We start from the raw sequence: 20,993 nt of genomic DNA, 5'->3' as shown, positions 1-20,993 counted from the left end.
GGTGTGTCTTTAACTACGCTTAGGCTTTTTAGAATCTGTGACTTTATGCATATGACCGCTGTAGCTTATAGACTTAGCGTCTTTTTCTTGATTGATGTCTTCTAGCACGTCTTTAAAGTCCACGTTATCACTTAAATCTAGCTCATCGCTATAACTATAGTGCATCTGGATGTCCATCACCCCTTTTAGTCCTTGCACTTTTTGAAATATAGCGATTTGCTCTTCTGTAGTTTTTGTAGTAAGCAAGATGATTATGGTATCTTTTTCTTTTATACCAACTTCTAGGTTTTCTATCTTTTCTAACTCGCTAGCTAGGCTTTCTAGATAGTCTTCTTTAGTGCGTACTATAACGCTTGATATGGTTTCCATTATGTAAGCTCTCCTTGCAAGAAGGCATGTTTGTAAGCAAGCCTTATAGGTTGTCAATTCTAACATTACTACACTTGCAAAATCTTAAGCCGCACTAGCTTTTAGTGCTAATCTTTAATAAAACAGATACTTATTTAGCTAAGTTTAAGTTTCAAACTGTTAGTATTTGGGTCTTTTTTTAGCTATTACAAAACGCGGAAATGGCGAAACTGGCAGACGCACCAGACTTAGGATCTGGCGCCGCAAGGCATGGAGGTTCAAGTCCTCTTTTCCGCACCACTTTTTTTAAAATACCCCCTTTTTTTTAAAATCTCTTGCTTTTTAAAGTCCCTTAATTTTTTAGAATCTCTTATTTTTTAATTTACCAAGCATGCTAGACTTAAGGTCACTTTTTTCAATATAGCTATGTTAAAGTTAAAGCTAACCTAGTGCCTATATCCTGGATAAAGTATGTTACTAAATGTAAAAAAAGCACCAAAGAAAATCATCATATTTGCCATATATTCAAATAAATGTATGCATTTTTGCACTTATTTAACAAATTTAAGTTTCGCTTAATCAAAAAAAAAAAAAACAGAATAGAATTAATCTTAATTTTTGCTTATAAAGGTAAGAAGAAAAACATTAAATGGAGAAACATGATAAAGAACACACTTAAATATGGTGGAATAGTCCTAGTAGCCCTAGTAGCAAGTGGATGCGCAACTATTAGTAATGGCACAAAACAAAAAGTCGCAATCACTACAAGCACAGGAGAGAAAGTAGTAGCTACTATAGGCTCTAAAAAAGTAACTTTGCCAGCTACCATACCTCTTAGCCGTAGAAGTGGGGCTGAGATAAAAGTACTTCATGCTGATAATGCATGCTATAAAGACACTAGCTTAAATGTTGCTGGGAAAAATAAAGTTAGTGGATGGTTTTTTGGAAACCTTATAAGTACTGCTGGTGTTTTCTTTGGAAGTTCAACTGATGCTAGCACAGGAGCTATGTGGTCTTATACAAATCCAAACTTTACAGTTCCAGTACAAAGGATAGATGGTTGTAAAGTAGAAGCTGCCCCTATAGCACCAGCAAAAGGTAGCACAGCTAAACCAGATTCTAAATAGTCACTTTGAAACGCATAGCACTAGGGCTTATAAGCTCTTGTCTTTTTATCTACGCTGCAGGCACTAGCCCTGCTAGCACAGACACTAGTAACTACGAGTCTTTAGAGCACACACTCCAAGAAAAAAGGCTTTATAACGCTGATACTTGGAAGAATCTCCTCCACTATGATGGAAGCAACTCAGCTATAAATAAAAAATCAAACTTTTTTCTAAGCAAGCAAGGCTACAAAAGCCCAAAAGCAGAATATGACGTCTTTGTAAAAGAGATATTTAAAAATCTAAAAGACTTTAAAGCTAATGATATAAAAGATTTTAATAGCACTGCTTTGTGTCGCTACCCTGCTAGAACTTACTTTATAACTAAAGCACTAGATGATGAAAGCTTAGATAAAGACGTATTAAGCTATCAAGAAAACTGCAAAGACTTACAAGACTTTTTAAACATAGTGCCTATAGATTCTGTATATATAGAGTTTGCTGCAGAAAGTGATATATTACCCGGCTCTAGTATGGGACATAGCTTCTTAAGACTGCAAGGCAAGTTAAAAAAAGACGTAAAACTAGATGGCCTAGATCTTAAAAAAGACACACTAAGGCAGTACGCACTAGGCTACTTTGCCTTAATGGGCGATAGTTTTAATCCAGCTGATTACTTAAAAGCAGTCTTAGGCAATATGAAGGGTACTTTTGGGCTTTCTCCATTTGATAGTGCAAAAAGCGACTATCTTGATAATCAGCAAAGAAGCGTCTATAGCTATAAGATAGATGCTTCAAAAGAGCAGCTAGAGTTTTTCAAACTCCATCTTTTTGAGCTTAGAAATGTATGGATACACTATAGTTTTATAACCCATAACTGTGCTGATGGCTTAAATGCAGTTTTACGAGTTTTAGATTCTAAGTTATGGGTTAAAAAAGATAAGCCTTATATAACTCCACTTGAACACATCCAAGGGCTAAAAGATAAGCTTAGCTTAGATGAAGTAAGCCTAAGCCCTAATAAAGTGAAGTTCACAGAGAAGTATGGGGAAAATGACATCTTAAACCTACGCAAAAGCACAAAGTTTGCACTAAGCCTAGAAAACAACGACACTTTAGCTTTTTACTTTGCACCAGTTTATAGCGATATAAGAAATGTAGATAACTCCTATAAAGACCTTAGTGAAAGTAGGCTAGTAAGCCTTGAGGGGAAGTTTAACTTAAGGCTAAATAAGCCCTATCTTTCAAGGATAGAGCTTATAACGCTAAATGCTATACCTGATATAGTTAGAACTAAAAGTATCTCAAAGTATGTATCTATAAGGTTTGAAGATAACTTATATCACAAAGTAGGGGCTAGCTACTCTAAGACACTAGATACTAGCTCTAAAATCTACCCAACACTAGAAGCAGGTCTTGGCACTGGCTTTTATCTAGCAGACTTAGTTTTTTACACACAAGGCATAATTGGCTATAGATATGACACTATTAATAACGCCTATTTAAGGCTTAATACTGCCCTTGTATGGCGCTTTAAGTACGCAAGGCTTATAGCTAGCTATAACGTATATGGAGACTTTGTAAGCAATAATAGGGGCTATGATAATAAGGCTAATGTATTTTTTGCATTTAACCTTTATAAAAGCTTAGATATCTTTGGTGAGGCAAGCTACTATATGTCACTTTTTAAACCTATAGCTAGCAAGATGCGTATAAGATATGACCAAGATAAGACTTTAACTTTTAGAGTAGGTTTTAGCGTCAACTTTTAGGATGATCTTATAACTTTAGCTGCTTTTTGGCACGGAAATTGCATGTTACTAGCTATTAATAATCATTTAGAGGTTAGTTATGGTAGCAGATATATCAAGCATGCAAGCAGTACAAAATGTCAATTCACAACAGCCACAACCACAAGGTGCTAGTCCTGCACCTGGCGAGTTTAACGAAGCCTTAAACAAACAGATGCAAAAGGCTGAAAACAAGCCCGCAGACATGGAATCTAAAAGTGCAGAAAAGCCAAAAGAAACACAAGATAATCACCAAGTAACTACTGAAGCCAACAAAAAAGAAGTCGACAAAGAAAGCAGGGCTAAAAAAGAAGAAGAGATAGCCAAAGAAAAAGAAATAAAAGAAAAAGAAGCAAAAGAGTCTAAAGAGCAAGATGCAATGCACAAAGAGGCTAACCCTCTAACTACTCAAGCTAAAAAAGTAGATGATACTACTCCTCTAACAAAGGCACTAAATGATACTAAAGATACCAAAGTAGACGCTAAAAGCACAGGCGAGCTAGCTAAAGAAGTAAGCGAAAAAGACACAAAAGTAGCAAGTAAAGAAGCTATGGATAAAACTATGGCTGATGTCAAAAAAGAAGCAGATTCTAAGAATCTAAATATGGGCAAGGCTACTTTGACTACTGAAGAAGGCAAAGATACAAAAGAAGCAAAAGACACTAAAGAAGCCCTTGATCTAGCCCTAAAAGACAAGGGTGCAAAAGTCGCAAGCACTCTTCAAAATGCAAAAGACATAACTCCTGAGCAAGCTAAAAAAAATAAAGCCTTAGCAGAGCTTTTACAAAAATATAGCCCTGAAGAAGTAGCTAAAAGAGAAAAGGCTAACGCTGCAGATGCACTAACTTACAAAAAAGATGGTGGCGATGAAGTAGCAGTCATAGCAAGAGGAGCTAAACTTCCAAAAGAGATAGCAGACCCTAAGCTTAGAAACGAAGCCATGCAGGCTGAGTTTTTAAAAGAGTTAAAAGACATAGTTGGTGAAGATGGTATAGAAAAACTAGCTAGCAACAAAGACGCTATGAAGTCTCAGCTAAAAAACATCCAGATACAAAACACGCTAGATAGTCTAAAAGACGTCCCTCCAGCAGTCTCTTTAAAGGATGAGCCCTAAGCTACTAAGACTATATAGTGCTTGGCTTGAAGATAAGCAAGCTAAGATTGACGGAGATGAGGGGCTAAAACTTCCAGCTATGCTTTTAAAAGAGCTTGGAATCAATAAAAGCGATGATAGTTTTAAGACCTTTCTTAAGACGCTAAGTACTAGCGACCTTGATAAGCTAACTAAGATGGATGATAAAAAAGTAGCTGAGAAAAAAGATGCTATGGATACTCAAGGAGTGACTAACACGCCAAGAAGTGAAGTAGAGTTTAAAAACGCCCAAGCTAGAGAGATGGTTAAAAACTTCGCTTCCCAGTTTAGAGAGCAGGTCTTAAACTATAAACCACCTATCACTAAAATCAACCTAGAGCTTAACCCAGCAAGCCTTGGAAGTGTACAGATGAGTATCTCTAAAAAGGGAAAAGATTTAAGTGTTAATATCACTTCAAGTCAAAGTGTTATGACTATGTTTATGCAAAACCAGCAAGACTTAAGGGCAAACTTAATGCAGATAGGGTTTAACAACCTTGATCTAAACTTTAGCCAGCATAATCAAAATAGTCAAAATGGTCAGCAAAACATGCAAGATAGTGGCACACCTATACCACCTGCACCACTTGAAGAGACTAAAGACGCCTCTAAGCTTCAAGAAGCAAGCCTTGAGATAATCTTGCCTAACTATGCTTAAAGCATAAGCTTTTTTCTTCCTCTTCTCTACCACGTTAGGAAGAGGACTATCAACCTTTTGATATGAAGCGTTATCTTGTCTTGACGCTAGAAGAGAAATCTATACTTTTTTGACATGGTAATCTAACATTAAAAGATCTACATCTTTAATAGAATCTATTTTATCCGCCAAATCTTAAAGCCCTTTTTGGTAAACTTACCACTAACCAAAATACATTTACTATCAAGATTTATTAACAATAAATCTCAAAAGCACTAATTTTCATAAACTTTTAGTTTCATATTGTTACAAAAATAAGCATTCTATCTTTTTTAGGGCTTTGCCCTTGTGTTTTTTTTTTTTTTTGAATAGAGTACTTTTCGCGAGCTTAAACATAGGCTTAAGTTTTTAAACCTAGGTTTAACTTCTAATAATATTTTGCATAAGGAATCAATTCATGAAAAAGAAAATCCTACTAGGAGCGGTATGTTTAGCAGTAGCACTAAGCTCTACAAGCTATGCTAAAAGCGGTGTGTTTGTAGGGGCTAATGCTGGGATTTCAATCACTAGCACAACATATAGTAATATTTTTATTCAAGCTAATGATCTTGCGCCAAAAACGGGTGCTGGCTATATGCTAGGACTAGATGTGGGATACCAACAAGAGTTTCTCCCTAGCATGGGACTAAGATACTATCTAAGCTATAACTTCTCTAATAGCTTTGCTCATAAAACCATTCCTGGAAGTGTTACTAACGGTGCTAGTGGAGCACTTACGGTGGTGAACTTTAACAACCTATTAGTTGCAAATGTTGACTATTTTTATAACTTAAATGATAAGCTTGGGGCTTATGTAGGTTTAGGAGTTGGTTGGTCAAACTTTTTTACAAACTTTATAGCTGGTGGAGAGGGCGGCAGTCTTACCGCTACATATCTTGGCAACAGCTTTGCTTTACCTTTTAATATAGGTGTAAGTATGAACTTAGGAAAACATCAAACTATAAAGCTAGGGGCTAAGATCCCTCTAGTTAGCACAAGTATTAAACCTACAAATGGGGAAGCTAAAACAGCCTTACCTACTGGAGATGATGGCACAACAGCAACTCTAAACAACTATATCATCCAAGCAGGCTATAGCTATATATTCTAGTTAGTATAAGTAGTTTGCTTAGAAACTATTAAAAAAGATATATGCTTCCTTTTTAAAAAGCCTAAGCTTTATTTAGGAGACTTAGTCCTTTTATACTTTTGTTACATATGGAATCTATTTTAGATTCCATAGAGCTTAGTGTCTATACTTCCTTCTTAAAGCCCTAATGCCAAGGACTATATAAACCATCCTTGCAGAGCTATAAGATATCTGCTTGCCTTTTTTCAAAGTCTTGATTCCATATATTAAAGCCTTACCCTTAAAGTTATATCTCCCTTTTAGCCTTAAAAGATATTTAGTATTAACATCTAAGTCTTTATACTCTATCAAGAAGCCTAGCTTAAATATGATGCTTGTTATATCTAGTGGGTCTTGGTGCTTAAAGCCTTGCATCAAAGCAGTGTACATCATATCTTTTAGCATGAAGATTAGCTGTTGTTCAAAAAGATATAAGGCCTCTTTACTTAGCCCTTTAAACTTACGCAGACTTAAGTAAGAATCAAATGCTGCAAAAAAATGACAAAATATATTAAAGTAAGCTCTTACATCTATGTCTTTTTTAAAATAAGGTCTAAGATAGCTAAGAGATTTAGGCAAAGTTATCTTAGCTCTAGCTTTATAGTTAAATATAGAATCATCCCTCACACGGTAAGCTATAAGCTTATCTATCAAAGCTTTTATATGTCTTGCCTTTGCAAGTAGTATCATCCCAAAGTTAAGGTCTTCCATGTCAAGAGAAGGAGTAAAGCGAAGTGAGATTTTATTTAAGTAAGCATTACTTATAAGTCCATGCCAGCCAAAGTTTAGCTGAGCTTTACTTGCAAGTTTATATAATCCATCACCATTAACCTTTCTATTTTTAAAAGCTGGATACAACTGAGAGGGAAAATACTTAGCCCTAAGATGTCCTCTTTTTGCCTCTACTGGCATACCATCTAAAAATACAAAGTTATCATGCACTACCACTTCAGTATCTTTACTAAGGGCTTTTATACAAGTTTGTATACAGTCTTTTTGCATATAGTCATCACTATCAAAGTAGTGTATAAACTGATCTTTTGGAAGGCTTTGACATAAAAGATAAGTTATATCAGTTTGATTAAATCTAAAAAAGCCTCTTTTATCATAGCTAAAGCACTTTAAAAGATTAGGGCTTGGTGTCTTTGGAGTTAGGTTTAAAAAAGAAGTAAGACTTGGTTTAATAAAGCTTTTATGTAAGGTTTCTAAGTTATAGAGTTCTTTTTTACTAAAGCTTCCTATTATGTAAGAATCTTTAAGTGTTTTAAAATCTAAACTTAGGTTTTGTATAAAGTAGTTAGTTTTAGTTGGAAAGAAAAGATTACTACTTTGATAGAAGGCTAGGCTATAAGGGGCATTACTAAAGAAAGTCTTTTTTGGAAAGAGTGTATTAAGAGATGCTTTATAGTTAGTGCGTGGGTAGGCGCATGAGTTTGAATGCCCATGCATAAATTTGATTTGATTTGATTGGTTGATTGAACTGGCTGAGCTGGCGCGCACGGATGGCTGGCTGGCTGGCTGGCTGGCTGGCTGGCTGGCTAAAAGAGTAGTCTAAGTTTGATAAATGTATAGAATCTTTTTTAAGATTTTTGATTAAAGATTCTTTATTTATAGAATCTTCTTTTATATCTGCTTCTTTTGCATTTACTTCTCTTATAGCACTCTCTTTTATGTTTGCTTCGTTTATAGTAGTCTCTTTTATAGCGGTCTCTTTTATAGAACTTAGGGCTTTTCTTAAAGAAGAGTTTTTAACTAGTTCAGTGCCAAGATTTCTAGCTGTGCTTAGTCCTCCATTAAGCTTTTCTACTAAGAATATTCTTTTATCTTTTTTAGCATAGTCTAAAGCTATATCTAAGCTTTTATCACTACCTCCATCAACTACTAATATAATGTCTAGATTTTTATAAGTTTGATTTATAACAGAATCTAAAGCAGTAGATAGATACTTTTCTACATTATAAATAGGAATGATGACTGAGACTAAGGGGTCTTTTTTTATCTCATGCTGCATATCAACTAACTCTCTCAAAGTTTCACTCACAACCTAGCCTTTTTTATTTCATATAAGTTTTTTTAAAACATATAAAGTAGTGATCTAGCAAATGTGTGTATTCTAGCTTATTTTGATCCTAAGGATATAAGTTTTAAGCTAGAAATGATAGATATCTTTAAAACTAAAGCAAGCCTACTTCAAGCCATACTTTTTAGCTAAAGATTCCAAAGTGCCATCTTCTTTCATAGAATCTATAGCCTTATTAATTCTTTCCATAAGCTCTTTATGCTTACCTTTATCAGCAGCTATACCAAAGCCTTCACCTGCACTATTTTCTGTATAGAATCTTACTAAGTTAGGATACTGCTTTAAGTAGTTAGTCGCAGTAGCCCCATCAGTTACAACAGCATCTATCTTATTAGTATTTAAGCTAAGCACTGCTCCTAGCACGTCTTTAAAACTTACTTCAGTTCCGCCTACTTGCTTAGCCACTTCCATAGCCCTTTCTTCTTGCTGGGTGCCTAGATATGATCCTATCTTTTTGCCCTTTAGTGATTCTAAAGTAGTGATATCATCAGAATCTTTACGTTTAATAAAGACGTTTTGGTCTACAAAGTAAGGATGAGAAAAGTCAACTGACTTTAGTCTATCTGGAGTTATATTCATAGAAGATATAGTTAGGTCTACTTTGCCAGTTTTTAAAGCTGGTATAAGACCATCATAGCTCATATTAACCCACTGGAATTTAAAGTCAGCACGCTTTGCTATCTCATCCATCAAATCTATATCATAGCCTTTATACTTAGCATCTTCGATGTACTCAAAGGGTGGATAAGTAGCGTTAACACCTATGGCCACAGACTTTTCTTTGCCCTCATGGCTACCGCTGCTACAGGCGACTAAAAAAGCACCTACAACCAAAGCAAAAACTATCTTTTTAGCACTCTTAAACATATAAACTCCTTTTAATGATTTAAAACTTTATTTAAAAACTCTTTTAATCTATCGCTTTTTGGATTTGTAAATATAACATCAGGACTTTCATCATGGGCTATATGACCTTGGTCCATAAAAAAAACACGACTTGCGACATTTTTAGCAAAACCCATCTCGTGTGTTACTACTAGCATGGTTATGCCCTCTTTTGCCACGTCATTAACCATGCCTAAGACTTCACCTACCATCTCAGGGTCTAAGGCTGAAGTAGGCTCATCAAAAAGTATAACATCTGGATTCATACATAGCGACCTAGCTATAGCTATACGCTGTTTTTGCCCTCCACTAAGTTTATGAGGCAATACATCAGCCTTATCTTTTAAGCCTACTTTTTCAAGCAAACTATAAGCTTTATCTAAGCACTCTTCTTTAGACTTATAAAGCTTTAGATGAAGGGGCGCTAAGGTAAGATTTTGTAAAACTGTTTTATTAGCAAAAAGATTAAAGTGCTGAAAGACCATACTAGCCCTTTGCCTAACCTTATTAATATTAGTCTTAGGGTCTAAGATATCTACTCCACCCATTTTTATATGTCCACTAGTTGGAGTTTCAAGTAAGTTTAGACATCTTAAAAAAGTACTTTTTCCCCCACCACTAGGGCCAATGATAGCTACTACATCGCCTTTGTTTATATCTACACTTATATTGTTTAGAACTATTACGCTGCCATAGTTTTTATAAAGATTCTTAACTTCAATCATCACATCAGTCATTTCTATTAAGCCTTCTTTCTAATAGTTTTACTAACACGCTAAAAATCTTCACACAAGCATAGTAGATAACCCCTGCAAAGATTAAAGGGGTTGGATTATATATAACGCTTTGAAGACTATTACTCTTCATGGTTAAATCCATGATGCTAATGTACCCAACTATAGAGGTTTCTTTAAAAAGAGATATTATCTCATTTGAAAGGGCTGGGATGATGTTTTTTATAACTTGAGGGAAGACTATCTTAAACATAGAAGCGCTAAAACCTAGCCCCATAGCCCTAGCCGCTTCTAGCTGCCCTCTATCTATAGCACTTATCCCACTTCTTACTATCTCTGCTATATATGCTGAAGAGTTTAGTCCTAAAGCGATGATGGCTGCGTAGTAGTTATCTCTAAATGCCGCTAGGATGATGTAAGCAAAGATCATAAGCTGCAAGATGATAGGAGTGCCTCTTATGATGTCTATGTACTCATCTATTATGAAGTTTAAGACTCTATTTTTTAAAAGCCTAATAAAAGCTAGGATAAATCCTACTACTAGACCTATAACTATCCCCGAGATGGTAAGAGATAAAGTCATACCAAAGCTTTGAAGGTAAGCTATCCTGTCATCAGTTCCTATCTGATAAGGAAAAGTGAAGTAAGCCCCAAAGCCAACTATTAAAAAAAACACTATGACCTTTAAGTAAGTTTCGACATTGTCATACTTTAATTTCATCAACAAACCCTTTGCTAGAACCTGTAATGATTGTATCTTATTTTTAAAACTTTGCCTTAGTAGTGTAACTTTTAGTTAGTAGTAGATATATTAGTGAGTATTTTTTTAACACATTCTTTATCGCTGAAAGGCAAAGTCTCGTTTTTAAATATTTGCCCTTCTTCATCGCCTTTTCCAAGTATCAAAAGTACACACTTTTCATCTAGCTCAGCTATGGCTTGCTTGATGGCAGCTTCTCTATCTTTGTTCACATATACGTTACTTAGGTCATCCATACCGCTAAGTATGTCTTTTATGATTAGCTCTGGGTCTTCGCTTCGTGGATTATCAGAAGTGACATAGATCTTAGTTGCATAAGCCTTAGCGACTTTGCCCATTAAAGGCCTTTTGGTCTTATCTCTATCGCCTCCTGCACCAAAGACTACATGGATTGGCCTGCCTTTAAAACTTTCAAACATCTTTAACATGCCATCTTGAGTATGGGCAAAGTCAACTATTACTAAAGGCTTAGTGCTAACTACTTCAGCCCTACCACTTACGCCTCCAAATCCACTTAATGCATCACAGAGTGCTTGCAGGGGCTTTTTAGTAAGAAGTTTTACACAAGAGAGAGCACAGAGGGCATTATAAAGATTATGCACGCCATAAAGGCTAGATTCCAAAAAGGCATCTTCTTGTGTTTTATCTGGCAAAGTAAAAGAGACTTGGGCATCTATACCATTAGTTAAAGAGTAGGCGTTAACTTTAAAAGTAGCCTTAGATTCTAAAGCATAAGAGTAAGTATCTTTATAAAACCTTAGCCTTGCAACTTTAGCATCATCAAGATTTATAACCTTTAAAACCTCATCATCTTTAAAAAAGCTAAGCTTAGCTTCTATGTAGTTTTCAAGCGTCTTATGAAAGTCTAGGTGGTCACTAGTTATATTAGTTATAGCTTTTAAAGCAAACTCTAAAGAAGAGATTCTATCTTGCACTATGGCGTGAGAGCTTACTTCCATCACAAAGTACTTACAGCCTTCCTCGCAAGCTAAGTCTATATCTTCATAGAGGTCTAAAAGACTAGGCGTTGTAAGCCCTTTTGGTCTTATCTTTTTATCGTTCATAAAAAAGCCCCTAGTGCCAAGAAGTGCACACTTATAGCCTAGGTCTAATAAGGTAGAGTAGATAGCACTTGCTGTTGTAGTCTTGCCATTAGTCCCAGTTATACCAACTATTTTCATATCAGTTTTAAAGTAGTCTTTTAAGTGCTTAGATTCTATAAACTTAGTTTTATAGTTACCCTTATCTATGGAATCTAAAAAAGGCTTATTATGCAAAGTCTCCACAAAGATATCTATGCCTTTTTCTAAGTCTCTTGTATCATCACTAAAGCTTACCCCTTTAAAAACTTTTATCATCCTCTCTCCTTTGGTTTTGTGTCCTAACTACTTGTTACCCTTTTCTTTTAAGCTTATCTCATCCATTATCTTAAGGACTTCTTCATCTACATAAGGAAGGCTATCTATATACTTAGTTGACATATCAAGATAGTCGTTTTTTACTAGCAGTCTTAAAAAGCTATAAAACTCTTCTTTAGTAGAAAACACTATCTTACTTGAAAACATGATGCCTAAAAAGCCATCATTAAACCTACCGTTTTCAAGCAAGGCTTCTATATCAGAGTAAGGAACTGTCCCTTGGGTTTCTAAAACTTGCTTTTTTATAACATTAGCACTTGAGTTATTAAGTATGTTTTCATCGAAGTTTTCTATAAGCTTTAACACACCTTTTTGAATCTCGCGTCTATACTTTCTTTGACTAAGTGTTATCATATTTTTATATAAGTCATAGATGCTTAAAGCCTCTGTCTCGTAGTTTTCGCCTATGTCTGAAAGCAAAAGGCCTATCCTAGATTCTAAGTCGTCTTCATCCAGCCAAAAAGCCCGCTCATAAAGACTAAAAGCTTTGCCAAACTCAGATGCCAAAAAGGCCTTGCTAGCTTTGTTTTGAAGGATGCGTTTTTTAGCACTGCTTGCTAGGTCATTAGGTTTGATATTTACTATTTTAGATTCCACCATTTAATCCAACCTTACAACTTTGATATCAGGGTGTATATCAGTTTGAAGTGCTCTAAGCACTCCATTTCTAAGTGTTATATTGATACTTGGGCAACCTTGACAAGCTCCAAGGAATCTAACATACACAGTAGCATCTTCTATCTTTATAAGCTCTATATTACCCTTATCTCTTAATAACATAGGTCTTATACGCTCTATACTTGCCTCAACTGGGAAGACTAGCTCTTCATCGCTAAAAGGAAACATGAACTACTCCTTTATGATACTCTTTAAGACATGTGTCTATCTTAATGTCTTTTGGTTAACTTATATCGTGCTCCTTATGATTGGATATCCAAAGTCAAAAGTGATAGATTTATAGCCACTTATCTCAAGGCTTACTTTTATATTTCTCTTCTCACCACTTGATACTAGTGGGAAGGCTACTAAAAAGCCCCTAGAGTACCCAGAGTCAAAGATCAAGTCACTATCTAACTCGCCATTTTTTACTTCCCTCATCCACAAAGGCCTAGTTCCATTTAAACTCAAACTCATAAAGTAAGGATAAAAGACTTCTTTGTTAAAAGTTGTGATGTTTAAGAAAAAGTACTCTTCATTTTGAAAAAATATATTGCCTAAGTTGTTAAGATGGGTCATCTTAACTATGACTATAGGCTTAGTTGTGCTTGAAAATATACTAGTCCTAGTTTCTTGGGCGACCCTTTGGATGTTTAGGCTTTTGCCTTTTGTAAGCTCAAAGTAAGACTGGCAGCCTGTTAAAAACAAAACTAGTATAAGGGCTAAAAGAGACTTCAAACATGGCCTTTAACTTAGATATATGAACCTTAGGTGTATTTTACAATAAAGATTAAGGTTAGTTAGAAGATGCCTTATTAGACTTAGTCTTTCTAGAAACTAAAGTTATTTCTAGTTTATGATAAAAATGCTAGTTGTGTGCTAGGAGATTAAAGGTTGATATGGTAGCCATTTATTTTTAGATTCTACTTTGTAGAATCTGCTTTAATAGAATCTGCTTTCTTATCATTACCAAACTTGCATTAAGCCTAGCATGGCAAAGATTTAAGCTTTTAGCTTTTAAGCACATAAAAACTGCATAACCGCCATTCTTACTAAGACGCCATTTTCAACTTGCTCTAAGACCTTACATCTCTTATCTTCTAGCATCTCATCATCTATGTCTATGTTTCTATGTACTGGACCTGGATGAAGTAAGATGATATCTCTATCTCCCACTAAGTCTTTAGTTATACAAAAGCGGTGTGCGTAGTCTTTTAAGCTTCCATAAGTTTGGAGGTTATGCCTTTCAGTTTGAGTTCTAAGGCTCATTAAAACATCTACTTTATCTATCACGTCTTCTAAGTTGTAGCTGTATTTAAAGTTAGTATTGGTTAAAAAGTGAGGTGGGGCCACTAGGGTTATATCCATGCCAAAGCGAGTTAAAAGCTCCATGTCACTGTTTGCAACCCTTGAGTTTTTTATATCCCCAACTATAGCTATCTTTTTACCCCTTAGCTTATCAATCCCACCAAAGTGGTTTTGTATAGTAAAGAGATCTAAGAGGGCTTGGGTTGGATGGGCGTGGGCACCATCACCACCATTAACTATAGGGCACTTAACGTAGTCTTTTAAAAAGTTAGTAGCCCCTGCACTTTTGTGTCTAACTATGATGGCGTGAGGATTCATAGCATCAAGGTTTGCTGCAGTATCTGCTATAGTCTCGCCCTTTGAAGTAGAACTAGATGCTATATCTAGTCTTATAACATCACCTTTAAGATTTTTGATAGCTATCTCAAAGCTGCTTAAAGTTCTAGTTGAATTTTCAAAAAATATAGTTATAAAACGTTTATTTTTAAGCGACTCTGAATGGGAGGTCTTAAAGCCTTTAGCAAGGTCAAGGATGTTAAGTACTTCGCTGTTATCTAGGTCTGTGGTTTGTATCAAGTGTCTCACTTAAGCCCCTTTATGCGTCTACTAGTTAGATGTGGTATTTTATCTTATCTTAGGACTTTTGATAAAAGGCATGGCTTGATTTTAGTGCGATTTTAGATTCTTGCTTTTTAGACTTTTATAGACTTTTTCAAAAATAAGAATAATTTTTATATTTATGATTATTTTATGTATAATACAGACTGTTAAGTTTAATTCACTTTTATGGAGTTTTATATGTTTAGATTTTCTAATATGATTTTTATTAAAGCTTATGTTTTCTTCCAAGGATTCATGAGTGAGAAAAAAGGAGTTACTGCCATAGAGTATGCACTAATTGCTGTTGCGATATCTGCCATGCTTTTTGTTGTGCTAGGAAGTGGTGGAGAAGATGGAATCATAAATAAGATAAAAGCTTCTTTTAAAGCTATAACTGATGGTTTAGGTGCTACACAACAGCAAGCAGGTACTAAATAGCCCTCTTTGATAGTTTACATTGGGATTTTTTCTTGTGTTTTAGCATATATCGCTTACACAGATATTAGATTTAGACGTATAGGCAACATAGAAGTACTCCTCTGTCTAGCCTTGGTACTAGCAGGCTATCTTATATTTGGACTAAAGCTAAATTATATAGCTTGCATCATAAGTTTTGCGATAGGTCTTTTACTTTATAGGTTTAGCATCATAGGAGCAGGTGATGTCAAGCTTTTAAGCGTGCTAATCCTTTTGGTTAAAAACGATTCTATAAGTGGTTTTTTACTGCTTATGTCTTTGCTTGGGGCTCTTTTAGCAATAATAATTATTATTTTTAATTGTAGAAAAAGTGGAGTACCTTACGGCGTGGCAATAGCAATTAGTTTTTTTGTAGTTTTAATTTATATGAATTAAGAAAGGTTTTAATGGGTAATAGAGTATTAATAGGTCTATCTTTCATAATACTTTTAGTTTCCTTATCTGGGTTGCTTGTAAGTACTAACACTCAAGCAAAAGCAGAAAGTGAAGCTTCAACCAAGGATAAAGTAAGGATGGTTAATGTTTTAGCCCTAACTAGAGACATGAAAGAAGGTGAGCTTATAGAAAGTAGTGACTTGCAGACTAAGACTATAGAGTATGACTTTAATACCTTAAAAGATGCCATCTTAGATAGGCCTGCAAGCTATGCGGCTAACACCATACTTAAAGGCAACTTTGCTAAAGACTATGTCTTGCACTATGATGATATATATAAGCCAAAAGCTGCTAGCACTAATCTTCCAGCAGGCAAGCTTTCTTTCCAGTTCCCACTTTATGACAGGGAGTATAGGATGCTAAGCTCTTTAGATAGTGGGGATAAAGTAGATGTTTACTTTAGGTATGAGACTAAAGCGCCAAGAAAAGAAACGGGCATAGTTTCTAAAAAAGAAGAAGGCACTAACTTTCAAAGTAAAGAAGAGGCTAATAACACTAACCTTGCTTTGATGTTTGCTAATAAACAAGTGCAGTATATAAAACATAGTCCTGAAGTTACGCATATTGCTGCTAATGGTCAGCCTATCATCTTGCCTAAAGGCTATATATCTATAGCCCTAGACCCAAAAGAGATACAGCAAGTCTATGCTGTGGAATCTTTAGGCAACTTTTACTTTTTCCCAGCCAACTCTGGCAAAGCACACAAGTCAATCAGTGCTAATGAAAAATACTACTCAACACAGCAAGTACTTTCAAAAGACTTTATAAAAGAATTTAGGGGCGAATAATGAAAATACTTAGCGTGATAGTTTTACTAACAGCATTTTTATTTGCAGAAAAGATAGTAATGAAAAGTGGGGAATCTAGAGTTTTTGAATCCCCAAGCAGTGTTGCTTCAGTCTTTGCATCAAATGGTAAGGTTTTAAACTACGCCATCATCTCTAATAATAAAGTGATGATTTATGCCAAAGATGTAGGCTTTGGTGATGTTGAGATATATGGGAGTAATGGTAAGTTACTACAAGCTTTAAGCGTAACAGTAGATAGCCAAAAAGCTAATACTAAAGAGCTTGAAGCCCTTATAGAATCTAAGATAGAAGGAAGTTCTATAAAGCTAGAAAAGCTAGCTATCCCCGGGAAAGAAGGCTATATCATAAGTGGTAATGTCCCAGATGAAGGAAGCCGCGACCTAGCTTTTAACATGGCAGCAGTAGGACTTGGGCTTACAAAAAGGATAGAGCCAGTAAGACGTCAAACTGGTGATGCTACTTCTACTCAAGGTGCAGGCGGAGGTGGTGCTTCAGCTGGTGCTGGTGGGGTTATAAACCTAGACTTTTTAGCACGCCTTAAGGTTGATGACTTAGTAGATAGACTTATAGTCCCTCCTTCAAGACAGGTAAATATTAAAGTAATAGTCGCTGATGTTGAAAAGATAATCGCTGATAAGCTAGGTGTTGATATAAATGGCGGTCAGCTAACTATACCAATCCTTGGACAGCAGCAAGGACAGATAAACATCCAAGCAGTAGTAGACATGCTAAAAGATGAGCAAATAGCTAGAATCCTAGCCCGCCCTAACCTTTCAGTCATAAGTGGAGAAAGTGCAAACTTTCAAGTAACTTCTCAGTTTACACCTATTACTAACACAGTTACAGTTACAGGTCAGCCAGTAGCAAGTCCTGGTACCCCAGTAGATTATGGTGTTTCTTTAACTATACAGCCTAAGGTTTATAGCAAAGATAAGATAGTAGTTTCAATAGCCCAAGAAGTAAGTAACATCCAAAGTTTAGTTGAAAAAAATGGTGCAAGTGCGGCAAATATAAAAAAGCGTAAAGCACAAAGCGTTATAGAACTTCATGATGGGGCTAGCTTTATACTAGGGGGCTTACTAGATGAAAGGGATGTGGAAAATGTTAAATCCATACCTTTTTTAGGAGACATACCAGTCATAGGCTCAGTCTTTAGAAAGCCAAATATTCAGCGAACTAAAAACGAACTTATCATCATAGTAACAGTAAGTTTGGTAAACCCTCTAACTGAAGACTATATCTACATACCCCAAGCTGCTATCCGTGGACTAGGAAGCTCTTTTTTAAATATACCTGATTACAACGAAGGCGGCCTAGCTAAAAGAGACATAGATACTTTTGTGGCTAATGTCGGGTTTATAAAGTAAGGAGGATAAAGATGGACTTTTCATTTTTTAGCAAAGAAAAAGATTCTAAAGAAAGTAAGGTTTTAGTTATAAGTAAAGATACTAATAGGCTTGCTTTGATAGTAGAGCACTTAAGCTTAAAGGGGCTAAGTGCGATTAGCTTAAAAGGAGATATATTCAACCTAGCACCAGATTCTATACCTAAAAATATACAAGCAGTAGTAGTTGACTGCTTGGTTATAGAAAGAGAAGTTGAAGACTATATACATATAATCTGCAAGCTTTTACCAACTAATCTTCCTTGTGTTATCTTAGGTGATAATGACTCTATAACGATATATCAAGAGTTTTTAAAAAAGAACATCTTTTATCTACACTTTGCCTCCCAGCTTAATCTAGTATATGAACAGATATCTAACTATCAAAGCATGAACGCCTATGCTGGCTTTATCAAAATAAGTGTACTTGGCACAAAAGGGGGCGCTGGTGCTTCAAGTATAGCTTACGCCCTAGCTAGCAATATCTATAAGCGTTATAAAAATAAAGTCCTTTGTGTGCAAGGAGCAGATTCTAGCTTTAATCTTGACCTTCTTTCAGGACGCAACTTTGAAGCAAGTGATATCAAAGATGATGAACTTTCTTTATATAAAGAAAGTAGAGAAGAGGCTTATAACTTTGAAGCAGAGCTTTTTAGGAAGTTTAACTTTGTAGTCTTTGATCACTCAGTGCAGGGCTTAAATAAAGACGAGATAGAAAGTATATTAAATAGCTCAGATTCTTGTGTTTTGGTTTTAGATTCCACACTTAGTTCTATTAGAAAGGCTAAAGAGATCTTGAGGGCTAATAACTTCTTAGCAAGCATTAATCAAGGTGCAAAAAAGCTACTTATCTGTCTTAATAAGTCTGGCTTTGCTTGTGGAGACTCTCTTGATATAACAAAGATAGAAGAGTTTTTAGAATCTAAAGTCGACTTAGTGCTTCCTTATCAAAGCAGGCTTAATGAGTTTAAGTTTTCTCCTAGCACAAAGCTTCAAAATGCTATTAATGAAGTCACCAACAAACTAGTAGGTGATATAAAATCTAAAGGCTTAAAGCTTTTTAGGAGGGTTAAATGAAAACAGATGCTAAAAAACTCTTAGGTGAGATAAGGATAGCTACTTTAGGCGAGATAGACCTAGATAAAATAGAATCTATAATAGATAATAGAGACCTTTTAATAAGGGAGATAACCAAGGTTATACAAAAAGTAGCCGCAAGCAAAAAGCTTTATCTAAGCTTGCAAGACTTAAGTAGCTTTGCTGAGGCTATAAGTGATGAGGTTATGGGACTTGGGCCTTTGCGTGCACTTATGGAAGACCCAGATATAAGCGATATCTTAGTTAATGGCCCAGAAAATATTTATATAGAAACAAAAGGAAAACTTACAAAAGCAAAAGAGACCTTTATAGATAACGACCAGCTAACTGATATAGCTAAGCGTCTTGTAGCTAAGATGGGAAGGCGTATAGATGATGGGCAACCCTTAGTTGATGCTAGGATGCCTGATGGCTCAAGGCTTAATGTAGTTATAAGGCCAATTGCCATTGATGGCACAAGTATATCAATTAGAAAGTTTAATAATAGCTCTAAGAGTTTAGAAGAGTTAGCCCAGTTTGGCTCTATGTCACGTGAGATAGTCCAAATCCTCATGATAGCTGCCTACTCAAGATGCAACATAGTAGTAAGTGGGGGAACTGGTAGTGGTAAAACCACACTTTTAAATGCCCTCTCCCAACATATAAGCAACGATGAAAGGATAGTTACCTTAGAAGATGCAGCCGAACTTAAGATAAAGCAGCCTCACTTAGTACGCCTTGAAACTCGTATGGCAGGGGTTGAAAAAAGTGGACAAGTAACTATGAGAGACCTAGTCATAAACGCTTTACGTATGCGTCCAGATAGAATCATAGTCGGAGAGTGTAGGGGTGGAGAAGCCTTTGAGATGCTTCAAGCTATGAACACAGGGCATGATGGCTCTATGACCACAGTGCATGCTAACTCACCACGTGATGCTATATCAAGGCTAGAAAACCTAGTCATGATGGCAGGCTTTGAGTTACCACTTAATGCCATTAGATACAACATCGCCTCAGCGGTTAATCTAATAGTGCAAATTGCAAGGCTAAATGATGGTAGTAGAAAGGTTATAAAAGTAACTGAGATAATAGGCATGGAAGATAGTGGGTCTATTATCTTAAAAGATATATTTGAGTTTGTACCAGATATAAAAAGAGATAAAGATAACAAGATAGTAGGAAGCTATCACTGTCATGGTTTGCCAAAAGATTCTGCCTTAGAGAAAAACGCCATCATGTTTGGCGTAAAAGAGTTGCTTGATAAGACTTTAGAATCTGCTAGTGATAAAAAGGCTAGCTAATGGATGCTCTTTTTTTGCTAACTGGACTTTTTGGGATTTTCTTACTAGTAAGTGCTGTGATAAGTGCTAGGAATCTTGCAGCTATGAAAAAGTTTATAAACCTTAACTCACATAAATCCATGGATACTAAAAGACTAAAGTTAGTCTTACAAGACTACTTAAGTGCTTTTTTTAAAGGAGTGTATGAAAAAGGTAGCGGGTTTAAAAGCAAGGGGATAATAATATTAATTATTAGCATCATAGCTTTTTATGTGGCAAATGCTGTCTTTTTAAACTTTAATAAGCTTTTAGTCTTAGTAGTCGCTGTTATCTTTGGGGCTTACTTAGCGCGCACTTTTTATCTTAAAGCTGTTATAAAAGATTATGAAAACACCTTCCCAGAAGCCTTAGTTTTAATAAATGGCGCTATAAGCTCAGGTAATAATATAAGCCAAGCCTTAAAAGATGCAGAGATGCAGATACATGGTGTTTTAAAGCAGGAGTTTTCTACCATATCTAAAGGCTTGAATGTAGGAGATGACCCAGCGCGTATATTTGAAGCAAGCTATAAGCGCCTTCCTTTTAAAAGCTACTACTTTTTTCTAACCTCGCTTTTAGTATCCCTCCAAAGTGGAGCTAGACTAAAAGAGATCCTAGGACGCTTAAGCATGGCTAATCAGAGAGCAAAAGCCATAGAAAAAAAGAAAAATGCAATGACAAGTGAAGCTAGGATGAGTTCTAAAATCACAGCTGCCATCCCTTTTATATTCTTATTCTTGATGAAGTTTATAAGCCCAGAAAACTTTGACTTTGTTATGCACAACGATGAAGGTAGATACATCCTTTACTACTTTTTAGGAAGTGAGTTTTTAGGTGTTTTAATCATACTTTTTTTAATGAGGAAGATTTGA

At 35.6% G+C, this 20,993-nt stretch carries 23 protein-coding genes and 1 tRNA gene; 13 read left to right on the top strand and 11 right to left on the bottom strand.

Translation table 11 applies throughout. The features are described from left to right. Window positions 1-9: 9 nt before the first annotated feature. A complete protein-coding gene (locus BKH40_RS02540) occupies window positions 10-369 on the bottom strand; it encodes a chaperone NapD (RefSeq protein WP_180675072.1) in 360 nt (119 codons plus the stop codon). A gap of 194 nt (window positions 370-563) precedes the next feature. On the opposite strand from BKH40_RS02540, the gene BKH40_RS02535 reads away from it, so the two are divergent. The 6 genes from BKH40_RS02535 (at window position 564) to BKH40_RS02510 (ending at window position 6,160) form a co-directional block, all read left to right on the top strand. Further along, window positions 564-648 (top strand) — tRNA-Leu (locus BKH40_RS02535). Window positions 649-1,007: 359 nt separating this feature from the next. Continuing rightward, window positions 1,008-1,475 (top strand): hypothetical protein, encoded by a 468-nt coding sequence (locus BKH40_RS02530; RefSeq protein WP_095276672.1) that lies wholly within the window; start codon window positions 1,008-1,010, stop codon window positions 1,473-1,475. Window positions 1,476-1,480: 5 nt separating this feature from the next. After that, complete coding sequence (locus BKH40_RS02525) at window positions 1,481-3,223, top strand: DUF4105 domain-containing protein (protein ID WP_180675070.1); 1,743 nt, start codon at window positions 1,481-1,483, stop codon at window positions 3,221-3,223. A gap of 79 nt (window positions 3,224-3,302) precedes the next feature. After that, window positions 3,303-4,355 (top strand): hypothetical protein, encoded by a 1,053-nt coding sequence (locus tag BKH40_RS02520; RefSeq protein WP_095276669.1) that lies wholly within the window; start codon window positions 3,303-3,305, stop codon window positions 4,353-4,355. Then, window positions 4,345-5,031 carry a flagellar hook-length control protein FliK gene (locus BKH40_RS02515; RefSeq protein WP_095276667.1) on the top strand — a complete coding sequence of 229 codons (687 nt, stop codon included), beginning with the start codon at window positions 4,345-4,347 and terminating at the stop codon, window positions 5,029-5,031. The genes BKH40_RS02520 and BKH40_RS02515 overlap by 11 nt, the downstream gene beginning before the upstream one ends. A gap of 436 nt (window positions 5,032-5,467) precedes the next feature. Then, window positions 5,468-6,160 carry an OmpW family outer membrane protein gene (locus tag BKH40_RS02510; RefSeq protein WP_095276666.1) on the top strand — a complete coding sequence of 231 codons (693 nt, stop codon included), beginning with the start codon at window positions 5,468-5,470 and terminating at the stop codon, window positions 6,158-6,160. 135 nt (window positions 6,161-6,295) lie between these two features. Here the strand turns inward: BKH40_RS02510 and BKH40_RS02505 are convergent, their stop codons facing one another. The 10 genes from BKH40_RS02505 to BKH40_RS02460 all read right to left on the bottom strand — a co-directional run bounded on the left by BKH40_RS02505 (window position 6,296) and on the right by BKH40_RS02460 (window position 14,605). After that, window positions 6,296-7,627: a hypothetical protein gene (locus BKH40_RS02505; protein ID WP_095276665.1), complete on the bottom strand. Its 1,332-nt coding sequence runs from the start codon at window positions 7,625-7,627 to the stop codon at window positions 6,296-6,298. Further along, entirely contained in the window at window positions 7,587-8,219 is a 633-nt protein-coding gene (locus BKH40_RS02500) for a glycosyltransferase family A protein (protein ID WP_257842480.1), read from the bottom strand. The genes BKH40_RS02505 and BKH40_RS02500 overlap by 41 nt, the downstream gene beginning before the upstream one ends. A 144-nt stretch (window positions 8,220-8,363) precedes the next feature. Then, window positions 8,364-9,125, bottom strand: coding sequence for a transporter substrate-binding domain-containing protein (locus tag BKH40_RS02495; RefSeq protein ID WP_095276663.1), 762 nt, complete (start codon window positions 9,123-9,125; stop codon window positions 8,364-8,366). A gap of 11 nt (window positions 9,126-9,136) precedes the next feature. Then, the gene (locus tag BKH40_RS02490; RefSeq protein WP_095276738.1) at window positions 9,137-9,868 is read right to left on the bottom strand and encodes an amino acid ABC transporter ATP-binding protein; all 732 of its coding nucleotides are present in this window, start codon (window positions 9,866-9,868) and stop codon (window positions 9,137-9,139) included. 4 nt (window positions 9,869-9,872) lie between these two features. After that, on the bottom strand, window positions 9,873-10,598 hold the full coding sequence (locus BKH40_RS02485) for an amino acid ABC transporter permease (RefSeq protein WP_095276662.1): 726 nt from the start codon (window positions 10,596-10,598) through the stop codon (window positions 9,873-9,875). 71 nt (window positions 10,599-10,669) lie between these two features. After that, the gene (locus BKH40_RS02480; RefSeq protein ID WP_095276660.1) at window positions 10,670-11,995 is read right to left on the bottom strand and encodes a UDP-N-acetylmuramoyl-L-alanyl-D-glutamate--2,6-diaminopimelate ligase; all 1,326 of its coding nucleotides are present in this window, start codon (window positions 11,993-11,995) and stop codon (window positions 10,670-10,672) included. 27 nt (window positions 11,996-12,022) lie between these two features. After that, window positions 12,023-12,655 (bottom strand): hypothetical protein, encoded by a 633-nt coding sequence (locus BKH40_RS02475; RefSeq protein WP_095276658.1) that lies wholly within the window; start codon window positions 12,653-12,655, stop codon window positions 12,023-12,025. Further along, window positions 12,656-12,901 carry a NifU family protein gene (locus BKH40_RS02470; protein ID WP_095276655.1) on the bottom strand — a complete coding sequence of 82 codons (246 nt, stop codon included), beginning with the start codon at window positions 12,899-12,901 and terminating at the stop codon, window positions 12,656-12,658. Window positions 12,902-12,961: 60 nt separating this feature from the next. Continuing rightward, window positions 12,962-13,450 carry a hypothetical protein gene (locus tag BKH40_RS02465; protein WP_095276653.1) on the bottom strand — a complete coding sequence of 163 codons (489 nt, stop codon included), beginning with the start codon at window positions 13,448-13,450 and terminating at the stop codon, window positions 12,962-12,964. 279 nt (window positions 13,451-13,729) lie between these two features. After that, window positions 13,730-14,605, bottom strand: coding sequence for an aspartate carbamoyltransferase catalytic subunit (locus tag BKH40_RS02460; RefSeq protein ID WP_095276650.1), 876 nt, complete (start codon window positions 14,603-14,605; stop codon window positions 13,730-13,732). 270 nt (window positions 14,606-14,875) lie between these two features. Between BKH40_RS02460 and BKH40_RS02455 the strand changes: the two genes are divergently transcribed. Genes BKH40_RS02455 through BKH40_RS02425 form a run of 7 tightly spaced genes read left to right on the top strand, consistent with a single transcriptional unit; the run spans window position 14,876 to window position 20,993 of the window. Continuing rightward, window positions 14,876-15,058 (top strand): Flp family type IVb pilin, encoded by a 183-nt coding sequence (locus BKH40_RS02455; RefSeq protein ID WP_180675068.1) that lies wholly within the window; start codon window positions 14,876-14,878, stop codon window positions 15,056-15,058. Window positions 15,059-15,064: 6 nt separating this feature from the next. Beyond that, a complete protein-coding gene (locus tag BKH40_RS02450; RefSeq protein WP_095276645.1) occupies window positions 15,065-15,472 on the top strand; it encodes a prepilin peptidase in 408 nt (135 codons plus the stop codon). A gap of 11 nt (window positions 15,473-15,483) precedes the next feature. Continuing rightward, complete coding sequence (locus BKH40_RS02445) at window positions 15,484-16,320, top strand: hypothetical protein (RefSeq protein ID WP_095276642.1); 837 nt, start codon at window positions 15,484-15,486, stop codon at window positions 16,318-16,320. After that, window positions 16,320-17,708 carry a pilus assembly protein N-terminal domain-containing protein gene (locus BKH40_RS02440; RefSeq protein ID WP_095276639.1) on the top strand — a complete coding sequence of 463 codons (1,389 nt, stop codon included), beginning with the start codon at window positions 16,320-16,322 and terminating at the stop codon, window positions 17,706-17,708. The genes BKH40_RS02445 and BKH40_RS02440 overlap by 1 nt, the downstream gene beginning before the upstream one ends. Before the next feature lie 11 nt (window positions 17,709-17,719). Beyond that, entirely contained in the window at window positions 17,720-18,802 is a 1,083-nt protein-coding gene (locus BKH40_RS02435) for a hypothetical protein (protein WP_095276636.1), read from the top strand. Further along, a complete protein-coding gene (locus tag BKH40_RS02430; protein WP_095276633.1) occupies window positions 18,799-20,103 on the top strand; it encodes a CpaF family protein in 1,305 nt (434 codons plus the stop codon). The genes BKH40_RS02435 and BKH40_RS02430 overlap by 4 nt, the downstream gene beginning before the upstream one ends. Beyond that, entirely contained in the window at window positions 20,103-20,993 is an 891-nt protein-coding gene (locus BKH40_RS02425; protein WP_095276630.1) for a type II secretion system F family protein, read from the top strand. The genes BKH40_RS02430 and BKH40_RS02425 overlap by 1 nt, the downstream gene beginning before the upstream one ends.

This window comes from Helicobacter sp. 11S02629-2 (assembly GCF_002272875.1).
In the GTDB taxonomy this organism is placed as follows: domain Bacteria; phylum Campylobacterota; class Campylobacteria; order Campylobacterales; family Helicobacteraceae; genus Helicobacter_I.
The sequence above is the reverse complement of the archived record's forward strand: the minus strand, read 5'-3'. Positions and strand labels throughout refer to the sequence as shown.

Excerpts from the sequence above, each read along its gene's own strand:
- BKH40_RS02540 (WP_180675072.1), bottom strand. The coding sequence starts at position 369 with ATGGAAACCATATCAAGCGTTATAGTACGCACTAAAGAAGACTATCTA.
- BKH40_RS02530 (WP_095276672.1), top strand. The coding sequence starts at position 1,008 with ATGATAAAGAACACACTTAAATATGGTGGAATAGTCCTAGTAGCCCTA.
- BKH40_RS02520 (WP_095276669.1), top strand. The coding sequence starts at position 3,303 with ATGGTAGCAGATATATCAAGCATGCAAGCAGTACAAAATGTCAATTCA.
- BKH40_RS02515 (WP_095276667.1), top strand. The coding sequence starts at position 4,345 with ATGAGCCCTAAGCTACTAAGACTATATAGTGCTTGGCTTGAAGATAAG.
- BKH40_RS02510 (WP_095276666.1), top strand. The coding sequence starts at position 5,468 with ATGAAAAAGAAAATCCTACTAGGAGCGGTATGTTTAGCAGTAGCACTA.
- BKH40_RS02505 (WP_095276665.1), bottom strand. The coding sequence starts at position 7,627 with ATGCATGGGCATTCAAACTCATGCGCCTACCCACGCACTAACTATAAA.
- BKH40_RS02495 (WP_095276663.1), bottom strand. The coding sequence starts at position 9,125 with ATGTTTAAGAGTGCTAAAAAGATAGTTTTTGCTTTGGTTGTAGGTGCT.
- BKH40_RS02490 (WP_095276738.1), bottom strand. The coding sequence starts at position 9,868 with ATGATTGAAGTTAAGAATCTTTATAAAAACTATGGCAGCGTAATAGTT.
- BKH40_RS02485 (WP_095276662.1), bottom strand. The coding sequence starts at position 10,598 with ATGAAATTAAAGTATGACAATGTCGAAACTTACTTAAAGGTCATAGTG.
- BKH40_RS02480 (WP_095276660.1), bottom strand. The coding sequence starts at position 11,995 with ATGATAAAAGTTTTTAAAGGGGTAAGCTTTAGTGATGATACAAGAGAC.
- BKH40_RS02475 (WP_095276658.1), bottom strand. The coding sequence starts at position 12,655 with ATGGTGGAATCTAAAATAGTAAATATCAAACCTAATGACCTAGCAAGC.
- BKH40_RS02470 (WP_095276655.1), bottom strand. The coding sequence starts at position 12,901 with ATGTTTCCTTTTAGCGATGAAGAGCTAGTCTTCCCAGTTGAGGCAAGT.
- BKH40_RS02455 (WP_180675068.1), top strand. The coding sequence starts at position 14,876 with ATGAGTGAGAAAAAAGGAGTTACTGCCATAGAGTATGCACTAATTGCT.
- BKH40_RS02445 (WP_095276642.1), top strand. The coding sequence starts at position 15,484 with ATGGGTAATAGAGTATTAATAGGTCTATCTTTCATAATACTTTTAGTT.
- BKH40_RS02440 (WP_095276639.1), top strand. The coding sequence starts at position 16,320 with ATGAAAATACTTAGCGTGATAGTTTTACTAACAGCATTTTTATTTGCA.
- BKH40_RS02435 (WP_095276636.1), top strand. The coding sequence starts at position 17,720 with ATGGACTTTTCATTTTTTAGCAAAGAAAAAGATTCTAAAGAAAGTAAG.
- BKH40_RS02430 (WP_095276633.1), top strand. The coding sequence starts at position 18,799 with ATGAAAACAGATGCTAAAAAACTCTTAGGTGAGATAAGGATAGCTACT.
- BKH40_RS02425 (WP_095276630.1), top strand. The coding sequence starts at position 20,103 with ATGGATGCTCTTTTTTTGCTAACTGGACTTTTTGGGATTTTCTTACTA.